The organism is Streptomyces sp. NPDC033845, assembly GCF_055576225.1.
Genome location: NZ_JBVIRI010000017.1, coordinates 20,830 through 41,549, shown reverse-complemented (window position 1 = coordinate 41,549; position 20,720 = coordinate 20,830). Strand labels below are relative to the sequence as shown.

General features: G+C 72.8%; 19 protein-coding genes. 7 read left to right on the top strand and 12 right to left on the bottom strand.

Annotated elements, in window-relative coordinates; all coding sequences use genetic code 11:
- Positions 1-81: 81 nt before the first annotated feature.
- On the bottom strand, positions 82-1,113 hold the full coding sequence (locus tag ACZ50K_RS29100; RefSeq protein ID WP_468908329.1) for a LacI family DNA-binding transcriptional regulator: 1,032 nt from the start codon (positions 1,111-1,113) through the stop codon (positions 82-84).
- 208 nt (positions 1,114-1,321) lie between these two features.
- Here ACZ50K_RS29100 and ACZ50K_RS29095 point away from each other — a divergent pair, with 208 nt between their 5' ends.
- The 6 genes from ACZ50K_RS29095 to ACZ50K_RS29070 all read left to right on the top strand — a co-directional run bounded on the left by ACZ50K_RS29095 (position 1,322) and on the right by ACZ50K_RS29070 (position 11,199).
- Positions 1,322-3,523, top strand: coding sequence for a discoidin domain-containing protein (locus tag ACZ50K_RS29095; protein WP_468908327.1), 2,202 nt, complete (start codon positions 1,322-1,324; stop codon positions 3,521-3,523).
- A gap of 109 nt (positions 3,524-3,632) precedes the next feature.
- Positions 3,633-5,813, top strand: coding sequence for a discoidin domain-containing protein (locus ACZ50K_RS29090; protein WP_468908325.1), 2,181 nt, complete (start codon positions 3,633-3,635; stop codon positions 5,811-5,813).
- Positions 5,814-5,893: 80 nt separating this feature from the next.
- Positions 5,894-6,982 carry a DUF1996 domain-containing protein gene (locus ACZ50K_RS29085; RefSeq protein ID WP_468908476.1) on the top strand — a complete coding sequence of 363 codons (1,089 nt, stop codon included), beginning with the start codon at positions 5,894-5,896 and terminating at the stop codon, positions 6,980-6,982.
- 99 nt (positions 6,983-7,081) lie between these two features.
- On the top strand, positions 7,082-9,586 hold the full coding sequence (locus ACZ50K_RS29080; protein ID WP_468908323.1) for a glycoside hydrolase family 3 C-terminal domain-containing protein: 2,505 nt from the start codon (positions 7,082-7,084) through the stop codon (positions 9,584-9,586).
- Between the two features lie 95 nt (positions 9,587-9,681).
- Positions 9,682-10,113, top strand: coding sequence for a pyridoxamine 5'-phosphate oxidase family protein (locus ACZ50K_RS29075; protein ID WP_468908321.1), 432 nt, complete (start codon positions 9,682-9,684; stop codon positions 10,111-10,113).
- A gap of 78 nt (positions 10,114-10,191) precedes the next feature.
- The gene (locus ACZ50K_RS29070) at positions 10,192-11,199 is read left to right on the top strand and encodes a BtrH N-terminal domain-containing protein (RefSeq protein ID WP_468908319.1); all 1,008 of its coding nucleotides are present in this window, start codon (positions 10,192-10,194) and stop codon (positions 11,197-11,199) included.
- Positions 11,200-11,205: 6 nt separating this feature from the next.
- Here ACZ50K_RS29070 and ACZ50K_RS29065 read toward each other — a convergent pair whose 3' ends face one another.
- Positions 11,206-11,871 (bottom strand): HutD/Ves family protein, encoded by a 666-nt coding sequence (locus ACZ50K_RS29065; protein ID WP_468908317.1) that lies wholly within the window; start codon positions 11,869-11,871, stop codon positions 11,206-11,208.
- Entirely contained in the window at positions 11,868-12,317 is a 450-nt protein-coding gene (locus ACZ50K_RS29060) for a MarR family winged helix-turn-helix transcriptional regulator (RefSeq protein WP_468908315.1), read from the bottom strand. Before ACZ50K_RS29060 ends, ACZ50K_RS29065 begins: the two co-directional genes overlap by 4 nt.
- A 139-nt stretch (positions 12,318-12,456) precedes the next feature.
- Between ACZ50K_RS29060 and ACZ50K_RS29055 the strand changes: the two genes are divergently transcribed.
- A complete protein-coding gene (locus ACZ50K_RS29055) occupies positions 12,457-13,983 on the top strand; it encodes an MFS transporter (protein ID WP_468908313.1) in 1,527 nt (508 codons plus the stop codon).
- An 80-nt stretch (positions 13,984-14,063) separates the two neighbouring features.
- Here ACZ50K_RS29055 and ACZ50K_RS29050 read toward each other — a convergent pair whose 3' ends face one another.
- The 9 genes from ACZ50K_RS29050 to ACZ50K_RS29010 form a co-directional block, all read right to left on the bottom strand.
- A complete protein-coding gene (locus tag ACZ50K_RS29050; protein ID WP_468908312.1) occupies positions 14,064-14,309 on the bottom strand; it encodes a hypothetical protein in 246 nt (81 codons plus the stop codon).
- Positions 14,310-14,564: 255 nt separating this feature from the next.
- Entirely contained in the window at positions 14,565-14,768 is a 204-nt protein-coding gene (locus ACZ50K_RS29045) for a cold-shock protein (RefSeq protein ID WP_468908310.1), read from the bottom strand.
- A gap of 215 nt (positions 14,769-14,983) precedes the next feature.
- Complete coding sequence (locus ACZ50K_RS29040) at positions 14,984-16,417, bottom strand: carotenoid oxygenase family protein (RefSeq protein ID WP_468908309.1); 1,434 nt, start codon at positions 16,415-16,417, stop codon at positions 14,984-14,986.
- Positions 16,418-16,508: 91 nt separating this feature from the next.
- Positions 16,509-17,180, bottom strand: a complete 672-nt coding sequence (locus ACZ50K_RS29035; protein WP_468908307.1) for a response regulator transcription factor — start codon at positions 17,178-17,180, stop codon at positions 16,509-16,511.
- Between the two features lie 264 nt (positions 17,181-17,444).
- Positions 17,445-17,759, bottom strand: a complete 315-nt coding sequence (locus ACZ50K_RS29030) for a hypothetical protein (protein WP_468908305.1) — start codon at positions 17,757-17,759, stop codon at positions 17,445-17,447.
- Positions 17,760-18,016: 257 nt separating this feature from the next.
- Entirely contained in the window at positions 18,017-18,496 is a 480-nt protein-coding gene (locus ACZ50K_RS29025; protein WP_468908303.1) for an ATP-binding protein, read from the bottom strand.
- Positions 18,497-18,555: 59 nt separating this feature from the next.
- On the bottom strand, positions 18,556-18,978 hold the full coding sequence (locus ACZ50K_RS29020) for an STAS domain-containing protein (protein ID WP_468908301.1): 423 nt from the start codon (positions 18,976-18,978) through the stop codon (positions 18,556-18,558).
- Between the two features lie 107 nt (positions 18,979-19,085).
- The gene (locus tag ACZ50K_RS29015; RefSeq protein WP_468908300.1) at positions 19,086-20,006 is read right to left on the bottom strand and encodes a SigB/SigF/SigG family RNA polymerase sigma factor; all 921 of its coding nucleotides are present in this window, start codon (positions 20,004-20,006) and stop codon (positions 19,086-19,088) included.
- A gap of 177 nt (positions 20,007-20,183) precedes the next feature.
- The gene (locus ACZ50K_RS29010) at positions 20,184-20,585 is read right to left on the bottom strand and encodes an ATP-binding protein (RefSeq protein ID WP_468908298.1); all 402 of its coding nucleotides are present in this window, start codon (positions 20,583-20,585) and stop codon (positions 20,184-20,186) included.
- Between the last annotated feature and the right edge of the window lie 135 nt (positions 20,586-20,720).

The window sequence follows — 20,720 nt, the reverse complement described above, 5'->3', positions numbered from 1 at the left end:
GCCGTCCGTTCCGGATCCTGCCGGGCGGCGCCGCCCGGCACCACGCCGCGGGTCCGGCGCCCCGGCGCCCCGGCGGCCGGTTCAGGCCGAGTCGCGGACGACCAGCTCGGGTTCGAAGACGATCGACCCGGGCCGGGTGCGGCTGCCCTGGATGTGCTCCGAGAGAAGCCGGGCCATCGCGGCGGCCATCTCCTCCACCGGCTGCCGGACGGTGGTGAGCGCGGGGCGGCTGGTCAGGGCCGCGCTGGAGTCGTCGAAGCCGACGACGGCGACGTCCTGCGGAACCCTGCGGCCGTGCTCCCGCAGGTACTGGCAGGCCCCCTGGGCCATCAGGTCGTTGGCCGCGAACACCCCGTCGATCCCGGGGTGTTCGGACAACAGCCGGGCCATGGCGGCCGCCCCGCTGTCCACCGTGAAATTGCCCTCCTCGACCGGTACGGAGCCGGCCTCGGCGACGGCGCCGGCTGCCGCGAGCGCGTCCCGGAAGCCGTTCAGCCGGTCCCGGGCGGCCGGGATCGACTGCGGGGCCGAGATGGTCGCGAGGTGCCGGCAGCCGCGGGCCAGCAGGTGCTCGGCGGCGAGCCGGGCGCCGTCGGTGTGCGCGAGGTCCACGTAGCTCACCGGCTGCGGGGGGTCGGGGCGGGCGAAGAGCACCACCGGGATCCGGGCGGCGGTCAGCATCGCGGGCAGCGGGTCGGCGGCCTGGATGGACACCACCAGCGCCCCGTCCACGGTGCCCTGGCTGAGATAGTCGACGACCTGTTCCCGGGCCTCGTCGGACTCCGCGACCAGCAGCACCGGGTGCGTGGCGTGGGCCCTCAGATGGCCGACCACCCCGCTGACCACCCGGCCGAAGAACGGGTCGGTGAAGACCCGTGAGGCGAAGGCCTCCCCGGCCCCGGAGATGACCAGCGCGACCGTTTCGGTCCGGTGGGTGACCAGTGCCCTGGCGGCGCGGTTGGGGCGGTACCCGGTCTGCTCGATGGCGTGCCGGACGAGCTCCTGGATGTCCGGGTCGACGTTGCGGATCCCGTTGACCACCCGGGACACGGTGGCCCGGGAGACCCCCGCCTCCCGCGCGACGTCCTCCAGCGTCGGGCCCCTTCTGCTCATGGCCCGAACCCTATCGGGTCGCCCCCGCAAAGCGGCCACCACCTGCGGCGCAGGGCCCGTTCGGGGTCCTCGTGAGGGGCTCGACACTGACCTCCGGACTTAATGAAAGACAAAAGAAAAGGCGTCAGGGTTCTTGACCGCCCGTTTGTGTGACGGGCAAGGTCTCGGGAGAGCGCTCTCCCGTTTCAGGTTCGTTAAGGAGCCCTACATGCCCGTCGGCATACCCCTGGATGCCACGTCCCCCGGACGACGCCCCTCACCCGTCCGCAAGGGCCTCGTCGCCGCGGTCGCCGCCGCCCTCGTCGGCACCCTGCTCTCGCTGGCCCCCGCCCCCGCCGCCCAGGCCGCCCCGGTCCTGCTCTCCCAGGGGAAGACGGTCACCGCGTCCAGCCAGGAGCACTACGGGACCCCCGCGGCCGACGCCGTGGACGGCAACCTCTCCAGCCGGTGGTCGAGCGCCGCCTCCGACGCCCAGTGGCTCCAGGTCGACCTCGGCGCCCCGGCCGAGCTCGAACGCGTGGTCCTGCGCTGGGAGGCCGCCTACGCCAAGGCCTACCGGATCGAGATCTCCGCCAACGGCACCGACTGGACCACCGCCCACTCCACGACCACCGGCGCCGGCGGCACCGAGACCGTGAACATCTCCGGGACCGCCCGCCACGTCCGCATGCAGGGCGTCACCCGCGCCACCGGATACGGCTACTCGCTCTGGGAGTTCCAGGTGTACGGCGGCACCGGCGGCGGCACCGGCCCGGTCCTCCCCGGCGGCGGCGACCTCGGCCCGAACGTGCACATCATCGACCCCGCCACCCCCGGCATCCAGGCCAAGCTCGACCAGGTCTTCCAGGAGCAGGAGTCGGCGCAGTTCGGCACCGGCCGGCACGCCTTCCTCTTCAAGCCCGGGACCTACCCGAACATCAACGCCCAGATCGGCTTCTACACCCAGATCGCCGGCCTCGGACTGCGGCCCGACGACACCACCTTCAACGGCGACGTGACCGTGGACGCCGGCTGGTTCAACGGCAACGCCACCCAGAACTTCTGGCGTTCGGCCGAGAACCTGGCGGTGAACCCGGCGAACGGCACCAACCGCTGGGCGGTCGCCCAGGCCTCCTCCTTCCGCCGGATGCACGTCAAGGGCGGCCTGAACCTGGCGCCCGCCGGCTACGGCTGGGCCAGCGGCGGCTACATCGCCGACAGCAAGATCGACGGCACCGTGGGCCCCTACTCCCAGCAGCAGTGGTACACCCGGGACAGCTCGGTCGGAGGCTGGACCAACAGCGTCTGGAACATGACCTTCTCCGGGGTGGAGGGCGCCCCGGCGACCGGCTTCCCGGAGCCCCGCTACACCACCCTGGACACCACCCCGGTCTCCCGCGAGAAGCCGTTCCTCCACCTGGACGGCTCCGAGCTCAAGGTGTTCGCCCCGGCCAAGCGCACCAACGCCCGCGGCACCACCTGGGCGAACGGCACCCCGCAGGGCGAGTCGATCCCGCTCAGCCGGTTCTACGTGGTCAAGCCCGGCGCCACCGCGGCCACCATCAACGCGGCCCTGGCCCAGGGGCTGAACCTGCTGTTCACCCCGGGCATCTACCACATCGACCAGACCATCAACGTCAACCGGGCTGACACCGTGGTCCTCGGCCTCGGCCTCGCCACCATCATCCCCGACAACGGGGTGACCGCGATGAAGGTCGCCGACGTGGACGGGGTGAAGCTGGCCGGCTTCCTGATCGACGCCGGCCCGGTCAACTCCCCCACCCTGCTGGAGATCGGCCACCAGGGCGCCTCCGCCGACCACTCGGCCAACCCCACCACCGTCCAGGACGTATACATCCGGATCGGCGGGGCGGGCCCCGGCAAGGCCACCACCAGCATGGTGGTCAACAGCGACGACACCATCATCGACCACACCTGGGTGTGGCGGGCCGACCACGGGGACGGCGTCGGCTGGGAGACCAACCGGGCCGACTACGGAGTCCGCGTCAACGGCGACGACGTCCTGGCCACCGGCCTGTTCGTGGAGCACTTCAACAAGTACGACGTCGAGTGGTACGGCGAGCGCGGCCGCACCATCTTCTTCCAGAACGAGAAGGCCTACGACGCCCCGAACCAGGCCGCCATCCAGAACGGCGCCACCCGCGGCTACGCCGCCTACCGGGTCGACGACTCCGTCACCACCCACGAGGCCTGGGGCCTGGGCAGCTACTGCAACTACAACGTGGACCCGACGATCATCCAGGACCACGGCTTCAAGGCCCCGGTCAAGCCGGGCGTGAAGTTCCACAGCCTGCTGACCGTCTCGCTGGGCGGCAACGGCCACTACGACCACGTCATCAACGACACCGGGGCCTCCACGGTGCCGGCCGGGACCTCCACCGTCCCGTCCACGGTCGTCTCGTACCCCTGATCCCCACCTCCCCCGCACTCCCCCGGGCCGGTGACACGGTCCCCGCCCCCGGCCCGGGGGGCACCACAGAGCCGCTCGATCCCCACCGCCACCGATTCCAGGAGCCGCGATGTCCCCCCGTCCCCCCACCCCGACCGCCCCACCCCGCCGCGGAGGCGGCGCCGCGTCCCTCGTGGCGCTCGGAGCGCTCCTCGCCTCCTCCCTCGCCCTGGTCACCGCCCCCACCGCCGGGGCCGCCGAGACCCTGCTCTCCCAGGGCCGTACCGCCACCGCCTCCTCCGCCGAGGGCGAGGCCTTCTCCGCGGCGGCCGCCTTCGACGGCAACCTGACCGGCACGCGCTGGGCCAGCCAGTGGCGGGACGCCGAATGGATCCAGGTCGACCTGGGCGAGAGCCGCACCCTCAGCCGGGTCGTCCTCACCTGGGAGGCCGCGTTCGGCAAGGACTACCAGATCCAGGTCTCCGACAACGGAACCGACTGGCGCACCGCCAGGACCGTCACCGGCGGCGACGGCGGCACCGACGAGCTGGCGGTCTCCGGCACCGGCCGCTACGTCCGGATGAACGGCCAGGCCCGCTCCGGCGGATACGGCTACTCCCTCTGGGAGTTCCAGGTCTACGGCACTACCGGCGGCACTCCCCCGGTCGGCGAGGGCGCGGTGCGGGTCACCGGAAGCCAGGGCAACTGGCAACTGACCGTCGGCGGGCAGCCGTTCACGGTCAAGGGTCTGACCTGGGGGCCGTCCGTGGCCGACGCCCCGCGCTACATGCCCGATGTGCGGTCCATGGGCGTCAACACCATCCGCACCTGGGGCACCGACGGCACCACCAAACCCCTCCTGGACACCGCCGCCGCCAACGGCATCAAGGTGGTCAACGGCTTCTGGCTGCAACCGGGCGGCGGCCCCGGCTCCGGAGGCTGCGTCAACTACGTCACCGACACCGCCTACAAGAACACCATGCTGACCGAGTTCGCCAAGTGGGTGGAGGCCTACAAGGCGCACCCGGCCACGCTGATGTGGAACGTCGGCAACGAATCCGTCCTCGGCCTCCAGAACTGCTACGGCGGCACCGAACTGGAGGCGCAGCGCAACGCCTACACCACCTTCGTGAACGACGTGGCCAAGCGGATCCACGCCATCGACCCGGACCACCCGGTGACCTCCACCGACGCCTGGACGGGCGCCTGGCCGTACTACAAGCGCAACGCCCCGGACCTCGACCTGTACTCGATGAACTCCTACGGGGACATCTGCGGGGTCCGCCAGGACTGGGTGGACGGCGGCTACACGAAGCCGTACATCATCACCGAGACGGGCCCGGCCGGCGAGTGGGAGGTGCCGGACGACGCGAACGGCGTCCCCGAGCAGAAGACCGACGTGCAGACCGCCGAGGGCTACACCACCGCCTGGAACTGCATCACCGCCCACCAGGGCGTGGCCCTGGGCGCGACGATGTTCCACTACGGCGTCGAGCACGACTTCGGCGGGATCTGGTTCAACCTGCTGCCCGACGGGCTGAAGCGGCTGTCGTACTACGCGGTGAAGAAGGCATACACCGGCTCCACCGCCGGGGACAACACCCCGCCGGTGATCAGCGACATGACGGTCACCCAGGCCGGACAGGTGCCCGCCGGCGGCGAGTTCACCGTACGGGCGAACGTCCGGGACCCGCAGAACGACCCCCTGACGTACAAGGTGTTCCTCAGCGGCAACTACGCGAACGGCGACAAGCGGCTGGTCGAGGCGCAGTGGCGGTCGACCGGCAACGGCACCTTCGCGGTGACCGCCCCGGAGAAGCTCGGCGTCTGGAAGGTGTACGTCCAGGCCGAGGACGGCCGCGGCAACGCGGGCATCGAGACCAGGTCGGTGAAGGTCGTGGCCCCGCCGGTCAGCGGCACCAACCACGCCCTGAACAAGCCGACCACCGCCTCCTCCTACCAGGCCTCGTACGGGGACTGCCCCTGCACCCCGGGCAACGCGACCGACGGGAACCCGGGCACCCGCTGGGCCAGCGACTGGAGCGACCCCCAGTGGATCAAGGTGGACCTGGGTGCCGCCACCACGATCCGCACCCTGCAACTGGTCTGGGACCCGGCCTACGCCCGGTCCTACGAGGTGCAGGTGTCCGACGACGGGACCAACTGGCGCACGGTCCACTCCACCACGACCGGCAACGGTGACATCGACACCATCGCCGTGTCGGCGACGGCCCGCCAGGTGCGGCTGAACCTCACGGCCCGCGGCACCGGCTGGGGCTACTCGCTCCACGAGTTCGGCGTCTACAGCTGACGGCCGACGGCTGCCGGACGCCATCCGGCAGCCGGTCATCCCCTCACACAACCGGCAGGAGATCCCCCATGCGATCCCCCATGAGATCCAGCCCGAAACGGCTCTCCGCGCTCCTCCTGGGCACCGCCCTGGTGGCGAGCGTCCTGGGCATCGGCACGATCGCCACCGCGGCGAACCCGGGCGGCGACCCGGCCGTGGCGGCCTCCGTGTCCGCCCACAGCGGGCACACCATGGCCGCCTCCCTCCAGGCCTCCGGCGACGACGTCGACGGGGACGGCTACATCCCGGCGGTCCCCCAGGTCACCGGGGTCACCCCGTCGGACCGGACGCCGCCGCGCGCCTACTTCCACGAGTTCCAGGCCAACTGCTCGGTCACGCACACCGCGCCGGACGACCCGATCGTCTACCCGGGCCAGCCCGGCCGGTCCCACGACCACACGTTCATGGGCAACACCTCCACCAACGCGGGCAGCACCACCGGCTCGCTGTACGGGGGCGCGACCAGCTGCAAGGCGCCCGCCGACGGGTCGGCGTACTGGATGCCCTCGCTGTTCAAGGGCGACCAGAAGATCCTGCCCACCGGACCGCAGGTGATCTACTACAAGTCGGGGGTCACCGACTACACCAGCGTGCGGCCCTTCCCCAAGGGGCTGCGGTACGTGGTCGGCAGTCCGCTGCAGACCGCCCAGCAGTTCCGCGAGCACAAGGGGTTCGTGGAGGGCTGGGAGTGCGGTGACAGCTTCTTCAACACCGACATCCCGGCGAACTGTCCGAGCCGGCCGGACGTCCAGCTCAACATCCGTTTCCAGGCGCCCAGTTGCTGGGACGGCAAGTACCTGGACACGCCCGACCACCAGAGCCACATGTCCTACCCGGTGGTCAAGCCCGGCACCAACGACAACATGTGCCCGGCCTCGCATCCCGTCGCCCTGCCGATGGTCGAGTTCAAGATGGCCTTCCCGGTCAACGGCGACATGAGCCAGGTCCGGCTGGCCAGCGGCCGCGGCTACTCCTTCCACTACGACTTCTTCAACGCGTGGGAGGAACGCACCCTCAAGGCCATGGTCGACCACTGCATCGTGGGCGGCCTCCAGTGCGACCCGCGCGGCTACGACCAGAACCAACCGCAGCGCGGCGCGGTCCTGAACGCGGAGTACCGGCTGCCCTGATCCGGCCGGCAACCGCACGGGCCCGGCCGCCCCACCGCACCACGGGGCGGCCGGGCCCTCCCGTACGACGGCGCGAGGGCGCGAGATGGGGGCGATCACATGAACGGGGTGGGGATGGACCGGCTGGAGACGCACGGAGCGGGGACGGACGAGGAGGCGCTGGACCGGCTGCTGGGGAAGCTGGACCTGGTGCAGAAGGTACGGCTGCTGACCGGCGCCACCACCTGGCGCACGGCCGCCCAACCAGCCGTGGAACTGCGGCAGATGGTGCTGTCCGACGGTCCGGCGGGGATCCGGGGGGAATCCTGGGACGAACGGCGCACCTCCGCGCTGCTGCCCTCCGCCTCGGCGATCGGCGCGCTGTGGGACGAGGAGCTCACCGAACGGCTCGGCGGGCTGCTCGCCGCGGAGGCGGCCCGCAAGGGGGTGGACGTGGTGCTCGCCCCGACCCTCAACCTGCACCGCACCCCGCTGGGCGGACGCCACTTCGAGTGCTTCTCCGAGGACCCCGGGCTGACCGGCCGGACCGGCGCCGCGCTGATCCGCGGCATCCAGGCCGGGGGCGTGGCCGCCACCGCCAAGCACTATGTGGCCAACGACTCCGAGACCGGCCGCATGCACCTGGACGTACGGGTCTCCGAGCGGGTCCTGCGCGAGGTGTACCTGGCCCCCTTCGAGGCCGCCGTGGAGGCCGGCGTCTGGCTGGTCATGGCCGGGTACAACGGGGTGAACGGCAGCACCATGACGGCCAGCCCGCTGCTCCGGGAACCGCTGAAGGGCGACTGGGGCTTCTCCGGGGTGGTGGTCTCGGACTGGGGCGCGCTGCGTTCCGCCGAGGGTCCGGCGCTGGCCGCCCTCGATCTGGCGATGCCGGGACCGCAGGGCCCCTGGGAGGCCGAGCTGGTGGGCGCGGTACGGGACGGCCGGGTCCCGGAGGCCGCCGTGGACGAGAAGGTGCGGCGGCTGCTGAGACTGGCGGGCCGGGTGGGGGCCCTCGGGCCGGCCCGGCCCCGGCGGCCCGCGGCGCCCGGCGCACGGGAGGCCCGGGCCCTGCTGCGCCGGGCCGTGGCCGCGGGTTCGGTGCTGCTGCACAACCGGGGGGTGCTGCCGCTGGACCCGACGGCCCTGGACACCGTGGCCGTGATCGGGGCGCACGCCGACGCGCCCCGGGTGCAGGGCGGCGGCAGCGCCGGGGTGTTCCCGGCGGGGGTCGTCACCCCGCTGGACGGGATCCGGGCCCGGTTGCGCGGCCGGGCCCGGGTCGTGCACGTGCCGGGGCCGGCCCTCGACGTCCTCCCGGCCCCGCTGGACACCGCGTGCTGCCGGGATCCGAGGTCGGGGGCGCCGGGGGTGCTGCTGCGGGTGCTGGACGCGGCGGGACGGGAACTCCACGCGGAGCACCGGCTGTCCGGCCGCCAGCTGGAGCCGCCGGTGCCGCCCGGTGCGCACACCGTGGAGATCAGTGCGCTGCTGCGGCCGGAGAGCTCCGGCTCCTGGACCCTCGGGATCGCCGGGTTCGGCCGGCTGAACCTCGCGGTCGACGAACGGACGGTCCTGGACGGGGAGTTCCCGTGCACCACCGATGATCCGGCCGTCGTGCACGTGGGCCCGCCGCTGCACACGGCGCGGGCGGTGCTGGAGGCGGGGCGGCCGGTCCTGCTGGTGGCGCGGCGGGAGCTGGTGCCCGGGGCCGGCCGGGCCACCGTGCTCGCGGCGGCCCCGCCCGTACGGGAGCCGGCGGCGGCCCTCGCGGAGGCGGTGGCGGCGGCCCGGGCGGCCGACGCGGTGGTCGTGGTCGTCGGCACCACCGAGCATTCCGAGACGGAGGGCCACGACCGGACCGGCCTCGCCCTCGAAGGGCATCAGGACGACCTGGTCCGGGCCGTGGCGGCGGTCAATCCGCGGACGGTGGCGGTGCTGAACAGCGGCGGGCCGGTGGAGCTCCCCTGGCGGGAGGAGGTGGGTGCGCTGCTGCTGGGCTGGTTCCCGGGGCAGGAGACCGGTTCGGGGCTCGCGGACGTCCTGTTCGGGCTGGCCGAGCCCGGCGGCCGGCTCCCCACCACCTGGGCGGCCCGTCTGACGGACGCCCCGGTCACCGGCTGCCGGCCGGTCGAGGGGCGCCTCGACTACGCGGAGGGCCTCCATGTCGGTCACCGCGGCTGGCTGCGGGCGGGCGGCGAACCGGCCTACTGGTTCGGTCACGGCCTGGGCTACACCAGTTGGGAGTACGGGGAGGTCGAGGTCCCGGCGGAGGTCCTCGAAGGGGAGCCGTTCACGGTCCGGGTGCGGGTGCGGAACACCGGTGCCCGGAGCGGCCGCGAGGTGGTGCAGGTGTATCTGGCCCGCCCGGGTTCGGCCGTGGAGCGGCCGGTCCGCTGGTTCGCCGGCCATGCGTCGGTCCGGGCCGACCCGGGCGGCCGGGCGACCGCGGCGGTGGAGGTGCCGGCCCGTGCGCTGCGGCACTGGTCGGAGGCCGGGGGCGGCTGGCGCACCGAGCCCGGCGGGTACCGGGTGATGGTGGGCCGCTCGGCCGGAGAGATCCTCTGGTCCGGGGCCGTGGAGGTCCGGCCGGGGGCCGGGGCCGCCCGAGGTCCGTTCGGGTGATGGCCGAAAAGACGGGAACAGCGGGCGGCGCCGCCCCGTTGGCCCCTGTGTACGCCGTTGTACCCGCCTTCCCGATGCACGCCGGAGGAGACGTCATGGCCCTGGACCGCACCGAACGTGAGCAGTTCCTCGCCGAGCCGCATGTGGCGGCCATCGCCGTCAGCACTCCGGCGCCGGAGGAGCGCGCCCCGCTGACCGTCCCCATCTGGTACCAGTACGCCCCGGGCGGCGACATCTGGATCATGACGGGCCGGGATTCCCGCAAGGCACGGCTGATCGGCGAGGCGGGCCGGTTCAGCCTGCTGGTCGACCGTCTGGAGCCGACCATCAGGTACGTGTCGGTCGAGGGCCCGGTCGTGGGGACCGAGGAGGCGACGCGGGAGCACCTGGTGGAGATGGCATCCCGGTACCTGCCCGCCGAGAAGGTGGCCGGTTATGTGGAGTTCGCCGAGAAGGAGCACGGCGAACAGCTGGTGGTCCGGATGCGCCCGGAGCACTGGGTGAGTTCGGACCTCGGCCGGATCTGAGCCGGGGAACCGCGGGCCGTTCCACCGCCCGTGGTCCGAAGGTGATCCGCCGGTGGCCGGACGGCCTAGGCTGGCCGTATGACTGCTGTGCTCGTGTACGAAGACTTCGGGACCGGACGCCACCGCGAGGCCTCCCTCATCCGGCATGCCCTGGGCAGCGCCCATGAGGAGGAGCTGGTCGCCGGGCTGGCCGGCGGCATCGGCTTCATGTACTTCGTGTTCGAGTACCCGGGCCGGGCCCCGATCCCCACCGTCGTGGCGCAGGCGCACCCGGAGCCCTGGGTGCAGGTGGCGCTCCGCCGTCTGGGGATCCCCTACGACGCGACGCGCGCGATGAAGCCGCGCTGGGGCCGGGTCCGGGCCGCGCTCGACGAGGGGCAGCCCGCGTTCTGCGTGGTGGACCGGTCCTCGCTGCCCTGGCACGAGGCCGATCCGGACGCCGAGCTGACCGGCACCGACGCGCACACCGTGGTCATCGCCGGATACGAGGGCGAGGAGCTGCTGATCGAGGACGGGGCGCCGACCCCGTACCGGATCGACCGCGAGGAGTTCGGGGCCGCCTGGACCGCGCACCGCAAGGGCCGGCACCAGCTGATCGTGCCCACCGGGCCGGCCGAGTCGGATCCGGACGTGGCGGGTGCGGTGGCCGCCACGGTCACCCGGCTGACCGGCCCGGTGCTGGGCAACCGGTTCGACGTGAACTTCGGTTTCACCGGGATGGAGAAGCTGGCCGCCCAGCTCCGCGACGGCACCACCGACTCGGGCTGGGAGCACCGTTTCGGCGGCTCCCCGGGGGCCTTCCGGGCCGGCACCGGGCGGCTGCACTCCTGCCTGGAGCGGGAATGGACCGCCCCGGGCGGCACCCGGCCGCTCTACGCGGACTTCCTCGACCTGGCCGACCGGCCGGAGGCGGCCGACCTGTTCCGGGAGTCCGGCCGCTCCTGGTCCGCACTGGCCTCACTGGCCCGGGCCGCCGACCCCCAGGCCGGTACCGAGGAACGCCGTGACCTCTTCGAGGCCTGTGCCCGGCACGTGGACCGCTGCCTCGAACTGGAACAGCAGGCGGTCCGTGCGCTGACCAAGTGAACCGGGTCACCCGCCGGTGACGGGGGTGGGCCGGGTCCGCAGGAAGACGACCGCCGTGTGCCCGGTGGCGGTCAGGGTCAGCGCCCGGGTGACCGGCCCGGTGACCAGGGCGGCGTCATGACGGCCGAGGGCCAGGGGCTGTTCGACGTCCGGCTGCGCGTCCGGGTCCGGGTACGTGTCCGGGCCGCCGCCGGGGGCTGACGTCCCGCCGGGGGCGGGGGTGAGGGTGGCGCCTCCGTCGAGGGCGACCACCAGGAGGGTCTCGTCGGGGCCGGCGGTGAGCGCGAGCCGGCCGCGGACCACCGCGGTGTCGGCCCGGACGGCGTCCCTGCGGTACATCACGTTGAAGTTGACCACCGGTCCCGCCAGGAGCCGGCAGTCGGTGGGGGCGTCCCCGGGGAACTCCCGGGGTGCGCGGGGTTCGTCGACGCGACGGTGGGCGCCGCCCACCGTCAGGTCCATCCCGGCCCCCTCCGCGAGGGTGAGGATGCGGTCCACCCCGGGGAAGACGGAGAACGGGCCGTCGGCGGCGACCTCGGCGAGGCTCACCCGCCACAGGAACTCCTCCGTGCCGGCGCCTTCGGGGCGGGCCGCGATCTCCCGTGTCACTCCCCCGCCGTTCTTCCAGGCCGACGCCGGGCGCCCGGCGGCCGGCAGCGGGCGGAGGGTCATCCGGCGGTCCCCTGGCGTTCCATCGTGGGGCGCAGGCGTTCCAGCAGGGCGTACAGGGTGGCGCTGTCCTCGGCGTCCAGGGTGTCGAGGGCGCTGTGGGTGGCCTGCATCTCCTCGCGGACCCGGCGCATGATCTCGCGGCCGGCCTCGGTGGCGACCACGTTCTTGACCCGGCGGTCGGTCGGGTCGGGTTCCCGGCGCACCAGCCCGCGGGCTTCGAGCCGGTCCACGATCCCGGTGACGTTCGAGGCGTCGCACACCAGCAGGGCGGCCAGGCCGCGCATCGGCATCGGGCCCTTGAGCTGGGCGAGCACCTTGGCCTGGGTGGAGGTGAGGCCGTGGCCGGCGGCGGCGCCCGCGAAGTCGCGCCACTGGGCGGTGCCGATGGCGGCGAGGAGCTCCAGCAGCTGGAGCTTGGCGGGGGCGTGCGGGGTGGGGGCGCTCATGCTTCGGAGCGTACTCAGGAACATTGACATTATCAACCTTTTACTTGACCACCTTAACCATTGACCTCTACCGTCGTCCGAGTTACTTGATGACATGAAACATCGACGATCTGAAGCAACCGAGAAGGCCCTGTCACCCATGAGCACCCAGTCCCCCGCCGTTCCGGCAGCCGGGCACCGGAACGAGACGGTCATCGTCTTCGCCCTGAGCCTCGCCGCCATGGTCGTGTCGATGATGCAGACGCTCCCCGTCCCCATCCTCGGCCTCATCCGCAACGACCTCGGCACCACGACCGCCAACGTCAGCTGGGTGACCACCGCGACCCTGCTGTCGGCGGCCGTCTTCACCCCGCTCCTCGGCCGCTTCGGTGACCAGCACGGCAAGAAGCCCACGCTGGTGGCCGTGCTCGGGGTGATGGTCGCCGGTTCGGTGATCGCCGCGCTGGCCACCTCGCTGCCCCTGCTGATCCTGGGACGAGTGCTCCAGGGAGCCGCCACCGCGATCTTCCCGCTGGCCCTGTCCGTGCTCCGCGAGGAGGTCCGGCCGCAGAAGCTGCCCGGGGCGATGGCCCTGGTCAGCGGCACGCTGGCGTTCGGCAGCGGGCTCGCGCTGGTCGCGACCGGTCTGCTCACCTCGGGCTCCGACGCCGACTACCGCAACGCCTTCTGGATGGCCACGGGCTTCGCCGTCATCGCCCTGCTGGCGGTGGTCACCCTGGTGCCCGCCACCCGGCACAAGACCGGCGGCCGCACCGACTTCCTCGGCGCGCTCACCCTCGGTCTGGCCCTGCTGCTCCTGCTGCTGCCCATCTCCCAGGGCCATGAGTGGGGTTGGGGTTCCGGCCGCACGCTGGGCAGCTTCGCCGGCGCCGCCGTGATGACCGCCGTCTGGGTGTTCACCGAGCTCAAGGTGCGCGAACCCCTGGTCGACATGCGGATGTTCGTCCACCGGCCGGTGCTGATGGCCAACCTCGCCGGTGTGCTCGTCGGGTTCGGGATGTTCGCGAACTTCCTGGGCGTCTCCTACCTGGTGCAGATGCCCGAGGCCCTCACCGGCTACGGATTCGACGCCTCCATCCTCCGCGCCTCCGTCCAGTTCCTGCTCCCCGGCGCGATCGTCTCGCTGCTGGCCTCGCCGATCGGCGGCCAGATCGTCCGCCACCGGGGCCCGCGCGTGGCCCTGGCCATGGCCGCCGCACTGGGATCCGTGGGCTTCGGCTGGCTGGCCCTGGACCACGGCCACACCCTCTCCGTCATCGGGGCCGGTCTGGTCGTCGGCGCGGCCGTGAGCTTCGGCTACGCCGCGATGCCCGCCGTGATCATGGCGAACGTGCCGCACCACCAGAGCGGCATCGCCAACGGCATCAACTCGATCTCCCGGTCCACCGGCAGCGCGATCGGCAGTGCGATCGTCACCACGATCCTCGCCTCGCAGACCATCGAGCACCTGCCCGCCGGTGTGCCCGCGCTGCCCGCCGAGTCCGGGTTCACCCTCACCTTCTGGATCGGGGCCGCCGCCTTCGCCCTGGTCGCGCTGATCGGCTGGCTGGGCCTGCGCGGTACCGGTACGGGCACCCGTGCGGTCACCGGCGCCGCGACCGCCCCGGCAGCCCCGGCAGCCCCGGAGCCGCAGCCGGCCGCCGCCGCCGCGGGGAAGACCGTCTGATCCCGCTCCGGCCCGCTGTCCGCACAGCACGGTGCGCGGCTCCCCCGTGGGGGCCGCGCACCGTGTGTCAGCGGGGTCGGTCAGTAGTCGCCGTGGCCGTGGCCTCCGTAGCCGTAGTCGTCATCGTCGTCCCAGCCGCCGCCGTTGTGGTACCAGCCGCCGCCGTGGCCTCCGCCGCCACCGCAGTCATCGCCGGTGACATAGCTGACGGAGTGGGTCGGGGTTGCCGCCGATGCCGATCCGGCCGTGCCGAGGGCGGCACCACCGGCCAGCAGCAGGCCCGCGGCGGACGCCGCGAAAAGACGCTTCGCTCTCTGTGAACGCATGAGAATTGCCCTTCCTCCACCTCTCAGGGCCCTCACAGCGGAGAGGGGTGGTCCCGCTGCCGCAGGAGAACAGCGGCGCGGATAGGTTCGTAGCCACCGGGGGCAGGGCCCCGCAGTCGCGGCTCTCACACTCACACGCTAGCCACGGATGGCCTAGTCGGCATCTCGGCATCGCGGGTTCCCGCGGGCAGGCCCGGAAACGGGACGGAGCCCCCGGAGCAGATGCTCCGGGGGCTCCGTCGAACCGGCCTCGGATCAGGCGACGGTGATGTTCTCCGCCTGCGGGCCCTTCTGGCCCTGGGTGACGTCGAAGGTCACGGCCTGGCCTTCCAGGAGCTCACGGAAGCCGGTGGAGTTGATGTTGGAGTAGTGGGCGAAGACGTCCGGGCCTCCACCGTCCTGCTGGATGAAGCCGAAACCCTTTTCGGCGTTGAACCACTTCACGGTTCCGCTGGCCATAATCGTGCCTCTCAGTCGATGTCGGGTCCGCACCGCGCGGACCCGGAGGTGATCGCCCTGGTCCAGCACTGCACAGCAAAACGCCCACGCCAGGGCGCGGGCAGGTACTGCGAACCACGACAGCTGCCGTAGACGCTACACGGCGGAGCGCCGCGTCACCAGAGAGCAACGATCATTGGGTGAAAGCCTTCTGTCCGGATTCCTTTCCGGTCGGGTCATTCCTCCGTCGGCAACCAGCATCCGTGCAGCCCGAGCGGGACCCGGACGGGGATGCGGACCCGGGCCACGGGACCGGATCCGGGGTCCTCCGCGGGCAGCACGAGGAACCAGCTCGTCCCGTCGGTGCGGTCGGTGGCGAAGGTCAGCCAGTAGCCGGATCCGTCGGATTCCGACCCGGGTTCGGGGGCGTGGACGGGCTCGCCGACGGAGAGGTCCCCGGCCGCCCAGATCCTGGAGCCGCCGGTCTCGGTGTCGTACCAGCGGACGGCGTCGTACTCGCCGGGCAGCAGGTCGGTGCGGCCGGTCTCGGCGGCCAGGGCGGCGTACCGGTGCGGGCGGCCGAGGAGCCGGTCGTCGATCCGGGGGAACTCCACCCGGGAATCGTCCAGCGGGGTGCGGGTCATGGTGCCGGTGGCCGGATCCACCCGGGCCCGCACCAGGCCGCCGGTGACCGGTCCGGCGGCACCGTCCGCGGGTCCGCCGACGGTCAGCCGACTCCACTGCACGTAGTCGAGGACCACCGGGGCGTCCGCTCCGGGGCCGTCCTCGTAGGCGTTGACCGTGTGCCACATCCAGAAGGCCTCGTCGGCGGCCCGGCGGGGCGGTCCGCCGTCGCGCGGGATCAGCAGGACCTCGGTGCCGCGTTCGGGCCGCCAGCTGAGGAAGGAGCCGCCGGCCATGGCCCCGGGCAGGTCGAAGAAGGCGGGGGCGAGGACGAGCACCACGTGGCGGGGGGTGAGGGCCATGTCGTGGATCATCATGGGCTCGTCGACCCCGTCCACGGGGGTGGGGCCCCGGGTGACGGCCCCGTCCCGGCCGATCACCGACCAGGTGAGGTAGGGCGGTTCCAGGCCGTAGCAGAAGGCGACCATCTCGCCGGTGAGCGGGTCGGTCTTGGGGTGGGCGGTGATGCCGGCCGGCAGGGCACCGCCGAAGGTTTCCGGTCCGATGGTCTCCAGGCCCGCGCCGACCCGGAAGGGGCGGGCGGATTCGGCCAGTGCCAGCAGCCGGCCTGCGTGCCGTACGACGTTGATGTCGGGCAGGTCGCGGAAGGTGCCGGCGAGCTCCGGCCCGACCTGCCCGGCATCCGGCATGATCATCGATTCCAGGCCGCCCCACAGGGCCCGGCCGGCCCGTTCCTCGGCCTCCAGGGCCGGGGTCCGCACGAACCGGTTGCGGTAGCGGGCCCGCCCCCCGGAGAGCCAGACCCCGTGCAGCATGCCGTCCCCGTCGAGCGGGTAGAGGTACGAACCGATGGGCGTGAAGCGGGGGTTGGGGCCGTTGCGGAGGTAGAGGCCGTCCAGGGAGGCCGGGATCTCGCCGATGACCTCCAGGTCCGCCGCGTCGACCTCCTCGGACACCGGCGCGAAGGAACCCAGCAGGTGGGGCACCCGGGTGGGGTCGAATCGGGGTGGTGTGTGCGTGTTCACGGGGCCTCCCGGCACGTGCCCCGGAGCGGAGGGGCCCGTCCGTTCCAGTGAAACGCGGGCCGGCCCGGGCCGCCAGGCGGACCGCTGCCGGTCAGCGGGCGACCAGGCCGGACGCCTGGGCGAAGAGCACGGCCTGGGCGCGGTTGCGGAGGGAGAGCTTGGTCAGGCAGCGGTGCACATGGGCCCTGATGGCGATCGGGCTGAGCAGCAGCCGTTCGGCGATCTCGGTGTTGGACAGGCCCGCCCCGACCAGGGAGAGCACCTCCCGCTCGCAGCGGGTCAGGGTGCGCAGACCGGGGTGCGGGGCGGCCGGGGGGCGGTCCGGGCTGCTGGCGCCGACCAGGTCCCGGATGGCCTCCGGGCTGAACAGCACGTCCCCGGCGTGCACCGAGTGAATGGCCGAAACCAGCCGGTCCGGCGGGGTGTTCTTGAGGAGGTAGCCGCTGGCCCCGGCCCGGAGCGCGTCATGGACGTGGGCGTCGAGGTCGAAGGTGGTGAGCATGAGGACCTTGGGCGGGCCCGGGCTGCCCGGGGAGGCCGGCGGGCTCTGCGCGATGATCTCCTCGGTGGCGGCGATCCCGCCCATTCCGGGCATGCGCACATCCATGAGGACGACTTCGGGGTGGTGGGCGGCCGCCGACCGGACCGCCGACTCCCCGCTGTCGGCCTCGCCGACGACCTCCAGGCCCGGTGCGGCCCGGAGCCGGGCGACCAGCCCGGACCTGATGAGCACCTGGTCGTCTACCACGAGCACCTTGGGCATCCGGCGACTGCTCCCCCCGCCGCGCGACGCCCGGCGCGTGGCCGGGGCGGCGCGGTCGATCGCTGTGGGGTACGGGCACGGCGCGCGGTGCGCCTCGCGACCCGCCGTCCGGGCGGGCGCCGGCCGTGCAGGTACCGGCCTCGATTGTTGCCCGCCCCGGTACCCCGGACAATCCGCGGTCGGGTCCGCCGGGATTCTTTGGCCGATACTTTCCCGGCCGTCGCCGCGGCCCCGGCCCGGGAGCCCGGCCCGGGGGCCCGGGTGTCAGCTCCGGGTGCCGCGGCGGCGGGCCGCGGTGACCGCGCCGGCGGCGGCGAGGCCGGCGGCCGCGAGGAGCAGGGCCGGGCGGGTCCGCAGGGTGTGCAGCGCCCGGGCGGTCCCGGAGGGCTTGGTGCGGGCGGGCAGATGGGCCGGCAGCCGGGCCCGCAGCCGGCCGGTCCGGGTCGTACGGTGCTTGAGCCGGCCGGCGACCACGGAGGCCCATTCCCGGGCCTTGGCACCGGCCTCGGGGGCGCCGGGCAGGGCGTCCACGGCCTTGCCGAGGTTGGCGCGGGCGGCTTCGAGCTGTGCGTTCTTCATCTCCTTGGTCCCTTCGTACGTCGCGACGGGGTCAGCGGTGCCGGGCCAGGCTGCGCAGCAGGATGGCGAGGGCGAAGGCCATGACGAGCAGATGGATCCAGGCGGGCCCCGGCGGGGCGGCCGGACCGGCCAGGTACATGTGGGGTGTCATGTTCCGCGCATGCCCCGGATCGGGCGGCCGACACCCTCGACCGCCCTGCGACTCCCGCTCGGCTCGCCCTTGACTCCCCGTCGACTCCCCTTCGGTGAAGGGGAGTTCAGACGGACGGGTGGGTGGGGTCCTCGGAAGGGTCCGCGGTGAGGCGGGCGGCGTCGATCTCGGCCCAGACCACCTTGCCGTGCTCGTGGGCCTCCGCTCCCCAGCGGTCGGCGAGCCGGCGCACGATGAACAGCCCGTGGCCGCCGGGCATGCCGCGGCGGCTGTCGGTCAGCGGCTCGGGCAGGGTGCGCTCGGCGTCGTACACCTCGACGCGGAGGACCTCCCCGGAGGCGAGGACGAGTTCCTCGCAGCCGCCGGCGTGCAGGTTGGCGTTGGTGACCAGTTCGGAGATGAGGACCAGGGCGTCCTCGCCGGTCTCGTTGCCGTCCCAGCCCCAGTCGGCCAGGGCCTCGCGGGCGAACTCGCGGCTGCGGGCGACCTGCCTGCGGGTGCCGCGCAGGGCGAAGCGCCGCCGCTGGACCGTCACGGGCCGACGGGAGGGCACGGGGTCGCCGGTGTCCGGTCCGATGGTCTTCACTGTGGCCTGGCTCCCGCCGTCCGAGCTGTCTCGTTCCTCATCAGGTGGCACGGCCCGGCTCACGGAGCCGAGAGCGCGTCCGCGACGGTGGGACGGACGGTGAGGATGTCGCCCGCGCCGGTGATGTGAAGGAGCCGCTCCAGCTGTCTGGTGGGGGCCGCCAGCCGGAGTTCCGCCCCGGCCTCCTGGGCGTCCAGGCGAAGGTTCAGCAGCAGGTTGAGCCCGGAGGAGTCGCAGAAGCCCAGGTTCTCCACGTCCACGACCAGCAGGGCCGGGCGGTTCCGCAGCGCTTCCACCAGGGTGGGGCGCACGGAGTCCAGGCCGTCGAGGTCGAGGTCTCCGCTGAGCGCGCAGATCACCACGCCCTCTCCCCCGGTGCGGAGGTCCGCCGACGTTCTCGGAGCGCGGGAGGCGCCGTCGGACCCGCCGACGGCTCCCGTCCCGCCCTCCGCGTCCGCGTGTTCCGGGTACCCAGTTCCCACGTCTGTCCTTCTGTCGCAGCGGTCGCACTTCGGTCCGGCATGTTCGACTCTACAGGCGACGGACGCGGCGGGTCCTGGCGGCCGGTGACCTGCGGCCGGATCCTTGTCTAGGACTCGTCGAGCATGCCGGCGCGGAGCCGGGCGAGGGTCCGGGAGAGGATCCGGGACACCTGCATCTGGGAGATGCCCAGGGCCGCGCCGATCTCCGCCTGGGTCTGCTCCTGGCCGAAGCGCATCTGAAGGATCCAGCGGTCGCGCTCGGTGAGCTCGGCCAGCAGCGGGGCCAGGGTGTGGAAGTCCTCGAAGAGCTCCATGGCCGGGTCGACGTCGCCCATGGTGTCGGCGAGGGACCGGGTCCTGCGGGCGGTCGAGGCCGCTTCCTCGGACTCGGCGGCCGCGTCCAGGGAGTCGCTGGTGTAGCCGTTGGCCGCGATCAGCCCCTCGATCACCTGGTCCTCGGTGAGGTCGAGGTCGGCGGCGAGCTCCTTGACGCTCGGCGCCCGGCCGAGCAGGTCGGTGAGGCCCTCCTGGCTCTTGGCCAGGTCGGTCCGCAGCTCCTGGAGGCGCCGGGGCACGTGGACGGCCCAGGTGGTGTCGCGGAAGTAGCGCTTGATCTCACCGGTGATGAAGGGGAGCGCGAGGGTGACGAACTCGACCTCCCGCTCCGGGTCGAACCGGTCGATGGCCTTGATGAGTCCGATGATGCCGACCTGGACGATGTCCTCGGTCGGCGTCCTGCCGCCCCCGGAGGACCGGCCCTGGAAACGACGGGCGGCGAAGCGCACCAGCGAGACGTTCATCTCGATGAGCGTGTTGCGGGTGTACTGGTACTCCCGGGTGCCCTCTTCCAGGCACTGGAGCCGCTCCAGGAAGAGCCGGGACAGCGCCCTGGCGTCGGCGGGCGCGACTTCCCGCGCGTCGGTGATGTACGGCAGGGTCTCGGACGGCCTCTCGGAGGCGCCCGCGTTCGGCACGGACTCCGTGCCGGTCCGGCGGACGGGGGCTACGACTGCGGCAGAGCGAGACATGGGGGACCTTCCCTCGCGACGGATGACTGACGTCGCCTCGCTTGCCCGCCTTCCGGGCGGCTACACAACCTGTGCCGTAATTTTTTCTCACCATGCCGAAGTGCCACCCGGCAATCCATCATCAGGTGGGACATAGCGGACAAAGAAATGGGGGTGACGACTCCCACATCCCGACTTTCAGACGGTGTCCGGGCCCTCCGGACCGTCCTCGTCCCCGCACACGACGGTCGCCGTGATCGTCTTCCCGGCGGGGTGCAGTCGCACCTCGACCCGCTCGGCGAGGGTGGTCACCAGCGGCCAGCCGAATCCGCCCGGCTGCCAGGCCGGCGAGCCGACGTCCACCGGGACCGTCCGGCTCCGGTCCTCGACCTCCACCGACACTCCCCGGTCGGCGCGCGCGAGACGGAACCCGACGACCCCGCCGCCGTGCCGGGTGGCGTTGGTGACCAGCTCGGAGGTCACCAGCAGCAGGTCCTCCACCTGGTGGGGTGCGCCGGACAGGCCGTGCCGGTCGAGGAAGGCCAGGGCCTCCTCACGGGCACGCGCCGCCGTCAGCTCGCGTGCTGCGCCGTGCGTCATCTCGGGGCGTCCCCCATTCCTCGCGCCCGTCATGCGCCGTCGGGGTTGGGCATAAGGCCTCACATCCTATCCCCGGCGGTCCCGTACGGGGCCGAAGTCCGAACTCCGGGCGGCGGCCGGCAGGCCAGCAGCACC

Excerpts from the sequence above, each read along its gene's own strand:
- ACZ50K_RS29070 (WP_468908319.1), top strand. The coding sequence starts at position 10,192 with ATGACTGCTGTGCTCGTGTACGAAGACTTCGGGACCGGACGCCACCGC.
- ACZ50K_RS29015 (WP_468908300.1), bottom strand. The coding sequence starts at position 20,006 with ATGTCTCGCTCTGCCGCAGTCGTAGCCCCCGTCCGCCGGACCGGCACG.
- ACZ50K_RS29080 (WP_468908323.1), top strand. The coding sequence starts at position 7,082 with ATGAACGGGGTGGGGATGGACCGGCTGGAGACGCACGGAGCGGGGACG.
- ACZ50K_RS29095 (WP_468908327.1), top strand. The coding sequence starts at position 1,322 with ATGCCCGTCGGCATACCCCTGGATGCCACGTCCCCCGGACGACGCCCC.
- ACZ50K_RS29035 (WP_468908307.1), bottom strand. The coding sequence starts at position 17,180 with ATGCCCAAGGTGCTCGTGGTAGACGACCAGGTGCTCATCAGGTCCGGG.
- ACZ50K_RS29050 (WP_468908312.1), bottom strand. The coding sequence starts at position 14,309 with ATGCGTTCACAGAGAGCGAAGCGTCTTTTCGCGGCGTCCGCCGCGGGC.
- ACZ50K_RS29060 (WP_468908315.1), bottom strand. The coding sequence starts at position 12,317 with ATGAGCGCCCCCACCCCGCACGCCCCCGCCAAGCTCCAGCTGCTGGAG.
- ACZ50K_RS29055 (WP_468908313.1), top strand. The coding sequence starts at position 12,457 with ATGAGCACCCAGTCCCCCGCCGTTCCGGCAGCCGGGCACCGGAACGAG.
- ACZ50K_RS29090 (WP_468908325.1), top strand. The coding sequence starts at position 3,633 with ATGTCCCCCCGTCCCCCCACCCCGACCGCCCCACCCCGCCGCGGAGGC.
- ACZ50K_RS29010 (WP_468908298.1), bottom strand. The coding sequence starts at position 20,585 with ATGACGCACGGCGCAGCACGCGAGCTGACGGCGGCGCGTGCCCGTGAG.
- ACZ50K_RS29030 (WP_468908305.1), bottom strand. The coding sequence starts at position 17,759 with ATGAAGAACGCACAGCTCGAAGCCGCCCGCGCCAACCTCGGCAAGGCC.
- ACZ50K_RS29075 (WP_468908321.1), top strand. The coding sequence starts at position 9,682 with ATGGCCCTGGACCGCACCGAACGTGAGCAGTTCCTCGCCGAGCCGCAT.
- ACZ50K_RS29085 (WP_468908476.1), top strand. The coding sequence starts at position 5,894 with ATGAGATCCAGCCCGAAACGGCTCTCCGCGCTCCTCCTGGGCACCGCC.
- ACZ50K_RS29065 (WP_468908317.1), bottom strand. The coding sequence starts at position 11,871 with ATGACCCTCCGCCCGCTGCCGGCCGCCGGGCGCCCGGCGTCGGCCTGG.
- ACZ50K_RS29100 (WP_468908329.1), bottom strand. The coding sequence starts at position 1,113 with ATGAGCAGAAGGGGCCCGACGCTGGAGGACGTCGCGCGGGAGGCGGGG.
- ACZ50K_RS29045 (WP_468908310.1), bottom strand. The coding sequence starts at position 14,768 with ATGGCCAGCGGAACCGTGAAGTGGTTCAACGCCGAAAAGGGTTTCGGC.